8 protein-coding genes are annotated in these 12344 nt (G+C 38.9%); 3 read left to right on the top strand and 5 right to left on the bottom strand.

Features of this window, described 5'->3' with window-relative positions; all coding sequences use genetic code 11:
- Positions 1-109 precede the first annotated feature (109 nt).
- On the top strand, positions 110-1204 hold the full coding sequence (locus tag A8B79_RS13300; protein ID WP_066223602.1) for a hypothetical protein: 1095 nt from the start codon (positions 110-112) through the stop codon (positions 1202-1204).
- On the opposite strand, the gene A8B79_RS13295 is transcribed toward A8B79_RS13300, so the two are convergent.
- The 5 genes from A8B79_RS13295 to A8B79_RS13270 form a co-directional block, all read right to left on the bottom strand.
- Positions 1201-2151, bottom strand: coding sequence for a DNA-3-methyladenine glycosylase family protein (locus A8B79_RS13295; protein ID WP_066223600.1), 951 nt, complete (start codon positions 2149-2151; stop codon positions 1201-1203). The genes A8B79_RS13300 and A8B79_RS13295 overlap by 4 nt on opposite strands.
- A gap of 102 nt (positions 2152-2253) precedes the next feature.
- On the bottom strand, positions 2254-5370 hold the full coding sequence (locus tag A8B79_RS13290; protein WP_066223598.1) for an efflux RND transporter permease subunit: 3117 nt from the start codon (positions 5368-5370) through the stop codon (positions 2254-2256).
- 18 nt (positions 5371-5388) lie between these two features.
- Positions 5389-6681 carry an efflux RND transporter periplasmic adaptor subunit gene (locus tag A8B79_RS13285; protein ID WP_082894187.1) on the bottom strand — a complete coding sequence of 431 codons (1293 nt, stop codon included), beginning with the start codon at positions 6679-6681 and terminating at the stop codon, positions 5389-5391.
- A 92-nt stretch (positions 6682-6773) separates the two neighbouring features.
- Entirely contained in the window at positions 6774-8498 is a 1725-nt protein-coding gene (locus A8B79_RS13280) for an ATP-dependent DNA ligase (protein ID WP_235603731.1), read from the bottom strand.
- Between the two features lie 239 nt (positions 8499-8737).
- Entirely contained in the window at positions 8738-9727 is a 990-nt protein-coding gene (locus A8B79_RS13270; RefSeq protein ID WP_066223592.1) for a hypothetical protein, read from the bottom strand.
- Between the two features lie 266 nt (positions 9728-9993).
- Here A8B79_RS13270 and A8B79_RS13265 point away from each other — a divergent pair, with 266 nt between their 5' ends.
- The gene (locus tag A8B79_RS13265) at positions 9994-11043 is read left to right on the top strand and encodes a hypothetical protein (RefSeq protein ID WP_066223590.1); all 1050 of its coding nucleotides are present in this window, start codon (positions 9994-9996) and stop codon (positions 11041-11043) included.
- A 96-nt stretch (positions 11044-11139) separates the two neighbouring features.
- Positions 11140-11529: a rhodanese-like domain-containing protein gene (locus A8B79_RS13260; protein WP_066223589.1), complete on the top strand. Its 390-nt coding sequence runs from the start codon at positions 11140-11142 to the stop codon at positions 11527-11529.
- Positions 11530-12344 lie beyond the last annotated feature (815 nt).

Below are 12344 nucleotides of genomic sequence, written 5' to 3'. Positions count from 1 at the left end.
ATTAACTAGATTTTTTCCAAATCAGATTAACCCGAGTAGAGTTTTGAGGTTTTGAAACTTATTTAATATCATAAATATTTTATAAACAAAATCTTAAGTTGCAGAGTGAATGCGAAATAATATATTCATAGTTCTTTTTATTGGGTTGTCAATGGTTTCTTGCTCAGATAAAGTCAAAGAAATAGATTTATCTGATATCCCTGAATTTACACCAAAAGCTCTAACCAGTTTCGATCAAGCTGACAGCTTATACTTTTCTCATTTGTCATATAAAAGTATTGGAGTAGCCTCAGATCGTATTATTATCGCTGATAGACAAAATAAGTTTGTAATTCTGGTGGATGATGAAGGAAACCTCATTGAACAAATAAGGGAAGGTAGAGGACCCGGTGAAATTTTGGATGTCTACGAAATGACAAAATCATCCGAGAATATTGTGTACTTAAATGATTCGGGTAATAAGAAAGTGTTGATGTATGATGAAAATCTTAATTTTTTAAGTGAATTTAAGCCTAAACCTTATGAAGGGACTGAAATAGTAAATATTTATCCCGGGGTAAATGGTAGTTTTATTTTTGAATTAACCACTTTTGATTTTCTTGAAAACAAGGAAAAAGATAGAGAGAAAATATTTGTTCAGTACAATTTAGAAAATAAAGAATATGGAGATGTCAAAATTATAAAAGACCGGCCATATGCAAGAACTTATTTAGATGGTCGCCTTGTAGGTGCAAGTGAAGTGCCATACAGTGATATAGCACTAACTGCATACAACTCAGAGAATGAATCACTTTTTATTTACGAGACTTCTAAGTCTGAGATCATAGAGATAGATACTTTTTTTGATACTCTTAGTATTACCCCTGTAAATCTACCAAAACAGGAGCTGAGTGATACTGAACTTGATAGCCTCAGAGATGGTGAGAAAAGTGAACAGTGGAAAACAATGAGTTCCTATTTGCCTGAATTTAAGAGTGAAGCCGAACGTTTTTTTTATAATAACAACCGGTTTTGGCTTCAATCTAATTTAAGAGGTGATTATCAAAAATGGTTTGTATTAAATATGGATGGACAAATTATAAAAATTGCCCGTTTTCCAAAGGATGTGATGGTTACTCATATTTCAGATGAGAACATCGGGGTAAGATTGAATGATGTTGAGTTTTCGCTTTTTAAAAACACAAAACTTGAAACTGAAGATTAACCGCCTTTAGCCTTCTTCTCTTTTTCACTGATGATCCAATTCACATATAAAAACTCCAATGCAGCCCCTTCAAATCCATTCCAATTTGAGATCAAACTTTGAAACTTCTTTTCACTGATAGTATGTGGGTTTTCACCATAACTGGCAATGATCCAACGGCGCAGTCCCTTTTCTTCATCTTTCTTTTTGTTGCTGGGAAAAACAGCATCCGGTCTGCCTCGCATCATCATAAGATCTTGTCCTGCGGTAGGTCCAATTCCTTTGATACCGGTTAGCAGATCGTAAGCCTCTTGAGGATCACAATTTGTAATGTGCTCCATATCAACATTACCGCCTACCATATCTGAAGCCAATCCCGTAAGATATTCGCCTTTTCTTTTGGTAGGACCAAGCTTACGAATGCTCATTGGATCTGCTTTCATAAGCTGATGAGCTCGTGGCCATGCAGGGATACTTTTCCCGTTATGAACCAAAGCAGTTCCATATGCTTTACGAACTGCAAACATCATTTTCTTTGCAGTAGGTTTATGATTCATCTGCATCTCCACAATTCTATTCTGAATATCTTCGAATAAATTAGCTCTGGTCATTCTTTTCAGTCCGTACAACGAACTTAGTTTATCAGCTAAAAGTGGATCTTCTGAAGCCTGATCGTACAGAGGTCGGATATCCATTTCAGTTCCTAAGATCTTAGACAAGCTTCTATTGGCTTCAGCGATTTCTTCCTTTGATAAAGATTCTTTGGTTTCGATATGGAACTCAGGCGAATCCGGATCACCGTTAAAAAAAACTGTTACGATCACATCTGTATCACCAATCGGAACGGGACGAGTAAATCCTTCTTCGAAAATAGTTTCTACATCATGCTCATGATCGAAATAGGATTCCACATCAAGGCATAGAAACCAGTCGTGTGGTGGTATAGATTTTAGTGTCCAGGAACTCATAGAAAATTATAAATGGATATTGCAATAGTGATTAAAGTAACCAATAGTTTATAACACTAATTCCATTAAGCGTATCAATCTTCTGAATTGTTGAATAAGCTATTAAGACCCGGCTAATTCTATTTTTTCGGATTCTTTTTTGAATGGATTCCAGTTGTAAGCTTTCAATTTATCAACTACCTGATCAACTGAAACATACACTACAGGGATAAACACTAGTGTTACTAAAGTTGATGCGGTTAGCCCTCCAATTACAACTCGTGCAAGAGAAGCCTGTATCTCTGCTCCGGCTCCAATTCCAAAAGAGAGTGGAAGTAAACCCAGAACGGTTGTAAGTGTGGTCATTAAAATCGGACGTAATCGTAATCTGCCTGCTTCTATAACTGCTTCAATCACAGGTAGCCCTTTGTCTCTTCTAAGTAGATTCACATAGTCAATTAACACGATGGCATTATTTACTACTATACCGATCAACATGATGATGCCCATCAAGCTTTGTATGTTTATTGTAGTTCCAGTGAGAAGTAAAGTGGGTACAACTCCGATTACAGCCAAAGGAACAGAACACATTACTACCAGTGGATCCAAAAATCGCTCAAATTGCCCTGCCATTACCATATAAATGAGAATCAGAGCCATAATGATCGACATATTAAAATCTGCCGCCGCCTTTTGTTGCTCCTGATATTCTCCGCTGAATACGATACTATAACCTTCCGGCAACGGATAATCAGCAAGATTAGCTTGAGCAATTTCTACGGCCTCTCCCAATGCTAAACCACTTTCCAGATTCGCTGAGATTCCGGTTACTCTTTGACCGTTTATTCGGGTGATATCCTCAGGTCCGCGTCCCGGATTTCTCTTAATTACGGAAGAAACAGGAATAACCTGCCCACCGGGAGTTTGAATAGAAATGTTATCAAGGTCTTGTGTATTTAAGCGATCTTCAGGACGCAAACGGACCGTGATTGGGTATTCGTCTCCGCTAACTCTGAATGCACCTGCTCTGCTTCCGCCGATATTGGTTTGAATAGTTCTGGCAACACTATTAATAGTTAAACCAAGCTGAGCGATCTTTTCTCGGTCAAAAACTATATTCTCTTCAGGAGTTCCTTCACTACGATCTACCTCAACTCCTGTAATTCCTTCAATTTTTTCCAGTTCCAGTTTAATATCCTGAGCTATTTGATAAGAACGGTCAATATCATATCCACGAACTTCAAGCTGAAGATCTTCAGCTCCGCCTGAGCCAAATACGCGGCGCAAGATCCAAAGGCCTGACTGAGCACTAACTCTGATATTAGCTCCTGCAATCGCCCCTTCTACTTTCTGTTGAATTTCCTCCGCAAGTTCAGAAGTGCTTCGGGACCTTTTAGAAGCTTCCACCATAGTGATCTCAACTTCAGCGCGACCGTCTCTTACATCGGTTGTCAAATGTTCTATATCATCAAATGGGATAGTACTTCTGATAACCTGTTCTAACTCTGCTAAATATTCATTGATCACAGTGATGTTTGTACCATCAGCCATTCTCAGATCAATATCGATCTCATCGGCATCGGTTTGTGGAGCAAGTTCAACCGGTATGACAGGTGCAAGTAAAAATGATCCAATAACCAAAACTCCGGTTACTGCAAAAACCAATTTTCTGTATTTCAGAACAGATCTTAGTGACGATGAATATTTATTCTCAAATTTGTTAAAAAACTTTTGAAACCAACCTTTTTTAGCGCCTTCAGAATTCTTTTTAACATCCAGAAATCTACTAGAAAGCATCGGCACTAAAGTTAGTGCTACCAGAAGTGAGCAAACAAGTGCGAAAACAACAACCAGAGCTAGTTGCTGAAACAATAAACCGGAAATAGTCTGCATAAAAATCACCGGCAGAAAGATCACAGAAGTTGTTAGTGTGGAAGCAATGATGGCTCCTGAAACCTGTTTTGTACCAATTAATGCACTTGTTTTCAGATCTTCGCCTTCTTCTTCACGGAGCCGTATTATATTTTCGAGTACAACAATGGCATTATCCACGATCAGGCCTACACCGAGTGCCAAGCCTCCGAAACTCATCTGGTTTAAAGTAAGTCCGTTAAAGTACAACAAAGCAAAAGTAGCGATGATCGAAATAGGGATTGAAACAGCAATAATAAAAGTCGACGATCCATTTCTGAAGAAAACGTAAAGGACGACTACCGCAAGTAAAGCTCCCCACATAGCTGAACTCTGAACATTGTCAATAGAACTTTGGATGAATGTACTTTGGTCCGTAGTTACAAAAAGGTCAAGATCATTTCTTTCTGAATTGATGAGTGCAACTTCCCGTCGAATATCTTCGGCAACAGCTACTGTATTGGCTCCGGTTTGTTTACGGATTCCAAAGCGTACCATAGGCTTTTCATCAATGGTCACCAGACGATCCAGATCCTGATATCCAAAGTTTACTTCAGCAACATCTTTAACACGGATAGGTTTTCCATCAACCGTAGTAATAACCGTATTTGCAATCTGATCAATTGATTCAAATTCGCCCTGAGTTCTGACATATAATTGTTGTACTCCGGAATTTACATTTCCACCCGGAAGGTTTGCATTTTCACTGGAGATGGCTTGTTGAACATCGGCGGATGTTAAACCACTCGCTATCAGCCGGTCACGCTTCAGATCAATTTTAACTTCGCGGTTTATACCTCCCCAAATATCAATGGAGCCAACTCCGTTTATTTGTTCAAATCTTTTAGTGATCTCACGATCCAAAAGTAGTGTTAGATCCGCCAGATTTTTATCAGAATTAGCCCCAACAATAACAATCGGGAAGTTATTGGGATCAAATTTCCAGATTCTAGGGGATTCAACTTCGGGCGGAAGAGCACTTCTTAGGCGATCTAAAGCTGCCCGTACATCATTTGCGGCTACATCTACATCTACTGATTGAGCAAATTCCAGAGTTACTCTGCTTCGGCCCTCACTGGATTGAGAACGAACACGCTCAACTCCTGGAACTCCCGCTACCGCATTTTCAACTCGTTCAGTAATGATGGTCTCAATTTCCTCAGGTCCAACATTTGGGTATTCAGTACTTACGGTAAGTTGTGGATATTCGATAGGAGGAAGCAGATCAACAGGTAAATATCGAAACCCGATCACACCAAGAGTGATAATGATCAGAAAGAACATTGTAGTTGCAATCGGACGTTTAATTGAAATGTCTGTAAGTGCCATGTCAGTTAAGCTAAAATGTTAAAGTGTGGGTTTTTCAGGAGTCTGTTGTTTGTCTTTCATTACGTCATTGAGCAAATCTTCTCGCTGCATTTGTTGCAATCGGATTACATGTTCCCAGGGAATGGTTTTAACCCGTGCTTGTACTCTTCCTTCAGAAAGCAGGTTTTGTCCTAATGTGACCACCCATTTCCCGCTTTCCAAACCGTTTACTGCAACTTCCATTTTACCTCGGGCAATCACATCAATTTCCTGAAAAGTAACATCTGTAGGAGAAGTTAAAGAAGAGACTCCGGATGCAGAATCACTTACTGGTTTGATTTCTGAACCAATAGAATTGGCAATATAAATTCCTTCAGAACCGGTATTAGGATCAATGAAAATAGCGCTGGTTGGAATTAAAGTAGCTTGCTGACTTTCACCATAAAAAATATCAACAGGTACATACATTCCCGGATTTAATAATCCATTTTGGTTATCAATATCGATTTCCGCTTCAGTACTTCTTGTAATTTCATTTAAAAAAGGACTGATTCGGGATAATTCACCACTAATAGTAACGATCTCTCCATTTTGATCAGTTACCGATATTGCGGCGGTTTGACCAACTTTAATTTTATTAAGCATACTTTCTGTTAACAGGATCTCAACTCTCAGTTTTGACAGATCTCCTATCATAAATAGCGGAGTAGAAGCTGATGCCTGCATACCGGGTTGGGCATTTCTTTGTCCGATAGTTCCGGTAACAGGTGCTTTTATCAGTGTTTTTGTAAGCTGATTTTTTCGTTCATCCACTAAAGCTGCTGATTGTTCTACCTGCGCCTCGGCTAACTCTACATCTGCTTCAGCAGAGATCTTTTCAGCATTGATTTGCTCCAATTCCAATTCGCTGCTGAGATCTTTTTCAGCAAGAGCTTGTATTCTTTTGTATTGAGCTTCCAGAGTAGATAACTGAGCTTTTGCTTGTTTTAAACGAGCATTATTGATTTTGAGATTAGCTTCAGATTGTTGCAACTGCTTCTGGAAAGGTTCGTCCTGTAGCTTTACAAGTACATCTCCTTTATTCACAAAGTCGCCATTTTCTACATATACTTCAGCGATCTGGGCATTTACTTCAGGATAAAGTTCCACCTGGTTTTCGGAAACCACATTTCCACTAAATCGTTCAACAAGCGGAAGAGAGCCAAATTGAGATTGAACGGCTTCAACAGCAGGAATTACAAGATTTCCCTGATTTCGTTGTTGATCCTGCGATTCTTTTGAGCAGGATATCAGGAATAACAAAGGCAAAATAATTGTTAGTATTTTTCTCATCTGTATGTTTTAAGAGCAATTTTAAAGCTAGAACCATAATCTAGCATAAAGGCGTTCAGAATGGTTGTTAAAACTGATTAAAAACGTAAAAATTAGTTACGTGAAGGCAGATAAAACGAAGGATTTTTGCCTTGCCTCGACCTTTCTTCATCAATTTTCTGCTGATACATTCGTTCCACATCTTTCAAGGTGTCTGCATCAGATGGAGATAAATCCCAGCGAATAGCTTTGAATCTCGGGAAACGAAGTGTGTATTTCGCCTTGGTTCTTTTGTTTATTTGGATGTCCTCGAATTCCAGTTCGATAACTAAGTGAGGTTTCAAAAGCAGTGTAGGGCCGAATCGCTCTAGAGTAATATCCTTGATCAGCGCATTCATCTTTTTGAGTTCTTCATCAGAATAACCGCCGTATGCTTTTCCTATTGGAATGAACTCTTCTTCATACCGATCATCATCTTTTACCGAAACTCCCAGCGTAAAGTCAGAATAGGTCCCGCCGCGTTTACCGCTTCCGGCATGTGCGTACAGCATAACAGTATCCAAAGAACCACTGGGTTTTTTAACTTTTAGCCAGGATTTTCTGCGTTGTCCGTATTCATACACAGAATCTTTTCGCTTCAGCATTAAGCCTTCATTTCCATGATCTAACGCCCGTTGAAAAAGCTCCTCCACATCGTCCTGATTATAGATTTTCATCTGCGAGGTGATAGGAATAGAATGTTTTTTTGAAAGCTTTTCGAGTTTAACCCGACGAACCGATAACAAATCATCAAATAGCGGATTCCCATCTTCATACAAAATATCATAAGCGATAAACAGCACCGGATATTGAGTAAGTAATTTTTTCGAGGGCTTTTTTACGCCCATTCGTTTTTGAAGAAGCTGAAAGGGGAGAATGGTGTCATCTTTGAAAACACAGATCTCTCCATCCAAAACCAGATCAGGAAGCTCTTTACCGGAAAAGAATTCTACGATTTCCGGAAATGATGAAGAGATCTGATTCAAGTCGCGGGAAAATAATTCTACTCTTCCATCAGAAATATGAGCCTGACAACGCATTCCGTCAAATTTTTCCTCAGCGATATATTCTGAAAGATCCGTAACAGCTCTGCTTTCAATAGGAGAAGCCAACATAAACGCAATGGGACTAAACATCTTAAAAGATGCTTCATCAAGAGCATCATTTTTCGCCATTACGGCTGTTCTGCCAATACTGCCGGAGATCATTCTGGCATAGCGAACCGTTTCTAACTCTTTACCATAAGTTTTGGCAATGGCATTTTCCACGCTCTTAGTTTCGAATCCGATTCTGAGTGAACCTTGTCCAAGGATCCGAATAAAATATTTTATTTCCAACGGCGACATTCTCATCCATGCATCCAAAAGTATTTGCTGCTTAGCGTCTCTTTTGGAAGTGATATACAGTGACTCAAAGATTTCATTGATCTCCTGTAAAGTCAGGTTTTCGCTTTTCCATTTTGACTGTGCTTCAGGAATATTTTCAAACAAGCGCTGAATAGTTTCAGAAGAAGAACCGCTTGCCGTTTTACTTGGCTTGAATACCTTTTCATAATCGATCTCACAGAAATCAGCAGCTAAAGTCGCAATCGTTCGGTGTCCAACTGATGCTCGTTTACCGGAAACTGAAGAGAAAGCGCCTTCACTTAAAAATTGAGTCGCTAATTCTACATCTTTGTCGGCTTTCAGCTTGTATAGATAATCCACAAACAGCTTGATCTTCGCATTATTCCCACGAGTTGATGAAATGGATTGGGCGGTTTCGGCTAATCGCGTAAACGAGTTTGACTTAGTAATCATAGAAAAATCCATTTTCTGTCATGTCGAACGAATGTGAGACATCTAAAAATATCTTTAATAACTCTGAGCTCTTTAGATTTCTCTCTATAGTCGAAATGACAAATAGTTTGCAGGATTTGTGGTTGACCCTCTCCTTTGTTTCCTCTCCCGAGAGAGGAAGACTCTTTGTTGTAGGTTTATTATTAAACCAAAGAGCTTCCCCTCCATAGGAGGGGATTGAGGGGAGGGTCAACCTAGAACTACTCATAATCGCCCGCCTCCAAATCTAAAAACCCCGAATTTATCCCCAGCTCCTCCAGATAATGTTGAACCACTTTAGGATTGGGCGTATGCGTGATCAAAACTTTCTTTGGATGTAATTTTTTACACAGATCGATCAGCTCAAAGAAATCCAGATGATCAGATAGTGGAATCAGCTCGTCTACAGTAAGCTGTGTTTGTCTGGACTCGTTTGCTGCCCATCCCGAACAGTATGCGATTCGCTTTTTCTTTACGTTGGATGCAAACCCATTCCCCAAAGCAGAACCGGGTGTGATCAGGATCTTTCCTTCACAATTCTCGCGTTGATAGGTTTCGTAGTCACCAAGTGGAAATCCAAAGTCTTCATAAACAGAACAAAGTTTAAATCCTGCTCCGTGAATTTGCATTGGATGGTTCAGCTCCTTTAAGATATACATCAATTCCTGGGCTTTGCCCAGATTATAGGCAGTGAAAATGGGAGTAAAGCTTTGTTCAAGATTTCGGGCAGCAAAATTTCGAATCTGATTTGCAAGCACTTCTTCCGGCTTCCATTTGTAGATCGGCAAACTGAATGTGGCTTCGGTTATAAAAGTATCGATCTCTGCATCCGGTAACTCAAATCCTTCGGTAGCAGGAGCGGGTGGAGTCCGGTAATCGCCGGTGTACAACAGGTTTCCCAGATCGCTTTCCACAAAAGTCATGGCAGAGCCGAGAATATGTCCGGCGGGATAAAAAGTGATCTTGGCTCTATCCGTTTCCAGCGGTTGTTTGAACTCCAGGGGTTTTACTTCTCCGCCAAAGCCTCGCAATTTCATGAATTTTGCAGTTGGGGGAGTAGCATATACGCTCAGCTTTTTATTTCGGGGAACATGATCGGCGTGTGCATGCGAAATAAAAATATGCTCGGCTTTGGTTCCCGAATAATCCAATCCTATTCCCAATTCGGGGAGGATTATTCCATGATATCCGACTTTAGTTACTTTGAGCATTTTTGATCTTGTATCGCCTCTATCAATCGAGGCGTCTAAGTCGCAGCCCTGAAGGGCTTGCTAGTTTAAGGTCTTAATCTGCTCACTAAACTAATAAGAGGGGGTGACAGTTTGTGGCATAATAGGTTTAAGTTCTTTTTTGGAACGAAATGAATATTATAATTGAGCTGCTTTATTAATTCAATTAAACTAGAGGATTTGCGAAGAAGAGAAATAATCTAAAAGTATTATTATGTTCTCGTAAATTTACAGTAGATAAAATTTTTATGGTTAAGGGAAGGACAGTTTTAGTAATAGGTGCAGGAGCAAGTTATGAGTTAGGATTCTCTTTAGGCACTAAGTTAAAAGAAGATATAGCGAATCTTTTAAGTTTTGGATATCATAATCGAGACTTTATTTATAAAGATGAATTAATTTATGAGACTATTAGAGTTTATAGTTCTAATAACTGTAAAACGTCTTTTGAAGACCTTATTAATGCTTCAAATGATATTCATAGAGCAATGCCACTGGCTATATCTATAGATCACTTTCTAGATGCTCATAAAGGAAATAGTGAAATAGAATTTTGCGGCAAGATTGGAATCGCTAGAGCGATATTAGATCAGGAAAAGTCTAGTAAAATATATTTTGATAGATTAAATGATATTGGACCAGACTTTAATTTCAAAAAAGACATATGGCTTACCTCATTTTTCCAAATACTTACTGAGAATTGTAAAAGATCGGACTTACCTGAAAGATTTTCGAAATTTACTTTAATAATATTTAACTATGACAGGAGTGTAGAGCACTTTTTATATCATGCTTTACAATACTATTATAAACTCTCACCTTTTGATGCGAGAGAGATATTAAGCTACATAGAAATATACCACCCGTACGGTACGGTAGGAACTCTTCCATGGATGGAACAAGATAATTCGATAGAATTTGGAAAAGAACCAACAGCTTATCAACTCATGAAACTCGCAGAAGAGTTGAACACTTTTACTGAAGGTGTGACTTCTCAAAAAAATAGAATCTCTAAAATTCGTGCATCTATTAGTAATTCAGATTTAGCATTGTTCCTAGGTTTTGCCTATCACCCCATGAATTTGAGGCTTCTAAGAAAGGAAAAGGGGACTGCTTTAATAGCCAATAGAAACGAAATGAAGTGTATAGGTACAGCTTATAAAATTTCTTTTTCAGATTTGGATATAATAAATTCAGAACTAGTTGAGATGGGATTTAAAGCTATCGAAATTGAGAATACTTTAACTTGTTCTGATTTATTTAAAAACCGATGGCGCACACTATCTCTAGCTAAGATTTGACTCCCACCCGCTTGTGCGCTTAATGCCACTCCCTAAAAACTCTCACCAACCCTGTAAGAAACTTTCCTATTTCTGTTACTAATTAAATAAAGAAACATGCAGGCACCGCCTGTTCATCAAAGAGATTTTATTATGGTATTCAGAAATATCCTTCCGTTGGTAATGAACCTTGAATCTATTTCTACAGAAGAATTAAACGGAATTCTTGCTCAGGAAAATGTTCATGTGTTTGATATGAATGATTCATCGCGTTGGCAACAAACTCATATTCCCGGTGCTCAGAATTTAGATCCGAATTCAATTTCAGAAAGCGATCTAAATGCAGATAAAAACTCAACACTCGTTTTCTACTGTTCCAATCCCATGTGCAGGAAAGCACCCAACGCCGCCAAAAAAGTAAAAGGAATGGGATTTAATGACGTGCGAGTTTTATCCGCAGGAATTACCGGGTGGATGTCGGATGGGTATGAAGTGGAAGCTGCGTAGCTTCGACAATGAATCATAGCCGGTTTTTGAGTCTCACTAACAGATTCATCAGACGGGAGATCAGTCAGATGAATGGGTAAATAGGAACCAAATTGACACTAATCGCAGGACTAAAGTCCTTACTTGTTTATGTACGAGTTTAAGACAAGAACATAAGCTAGTAGGGGATTTATCCCCGGGTTTCTAATATCATAGCTGAGTTTTAGACCAATAAATGCCGCACAAAACTTTTCCCGCTTGTGCGGTAGCAACTCTCAAAAATATCTCACCAACCTTTTCTTCACAAGAAGAGGCTTGTTGCTATTAAATTTGCTTAAAGATTTATCAACGAGTTCTCCTCCTTATGAAGGAGGAGACAGAGGAGGTCAAAATAAAAGCTAGAGCTTCGAAAATGAATCCTAGCCGGTTTTTGAGTCTGACCAACAGGTTCATCAGACGGGAGATCCGTCAGATGAATGGGTAAATAGGAACCAAATTGAGAATATTCGCAGGACTAAAGTCCTTGCTTGTTTATGTACGAGTTTAATACAAGAACATAATCCAGTAGTGGATTTATCCCCGGGTTTCTAATATCCTAGCTGAGTTTTATTATACAATAAACCCTTGCTTAACAGGTCATCCCGAATTTATTTCGGGATCTTACGTAAAGACTTTTAGTCTGTTCTTGTTTACCATCCTCTTAAGGTATCATACCAATCCTCTAATTTTGAATTGTTTTGCTTTACCAGATTCCATTTCCACTGTTTATGCCAATTCTTTAGTTGCTTCTCCCTTGCTATAGCATCACTTATAGTATCGTATTCTTCGGCATATAT

Origin of the sequence: Balneola sp. EhC07 (assembly GCF_001650905.1) — a bacterium.
Taxonomy (GTDB): Bacteria; Bacteroidota; Rhodothermia; order Balneolales; family Balneolaceae; genus Balneola.
Note: the sequence above shows the minus strand (reverse complement) of the source record. Positions and strands in the feature narration are given on the sequence as shown.

What these genes read in the sequence shown, in the direction of transcription:
- A8B79_RS13300 (WP_066223602.1), top strand. Translation starts at nt 110, where the DNA reads ATGCGAAATAATATATTCATAGTTCTTTTTATTGGGTTGTCAATGGTT.
- A8B79_RS13295 (WP_066223600.1), bottom strand. Translation starts at nt 2,151, where the DNA reads ATGAGTTCCTGGACACTAAAATCTATACCACCACACGACTGGTTTCTA.
- A8B79_RS13290 (WP_066223598.1), bottom strand. Translation starts at nt 5,370, where the DNA reads ATGGCACTTACAGACATTTCAATTAAACGTCCGATTGCAACTACAATG.
- A8B79_RS13285 (WP_082894187.1), bottom strand. Translation starts at nt 6,681, where the DNA reads ATGAGAAAAATACTAACAATTATTTTGCCTTTGTTATTCCTGATATCC.
- A8B79_RS13280 (WP_235603731.1), bottom strand. Translation starts at nt 8,498, where the DNA reads ATGATTACTAAGTCAAACTCGTTTACGCGATTAGCCGAAACCGCCCAA.
- A8B79_RS13270 (WP_066223592.1), bottom strand. Translation starts at nt 9,727, where the DNA reads ATGCTCAAAGTAACTAAAGTCGGATATCATGGAATAATCCTCCCCGAA.
- A8B79_RS13265 (WP_066223590.1), top strand. Translation starts at nt 9,994, where the DNA reads ATGGTTAAGGGAAGGACAGTTTTAGTAATAGGTGCAGGAGCAAGTTAT.
- A8B79_RS13260 (WP_066223589.1), top strand. Translation starts at nt 11,140, where the DNA reads ATGCAGGCACCGCCTGTTCATCAAAGAGATTTTATTATGGTATTCAGA.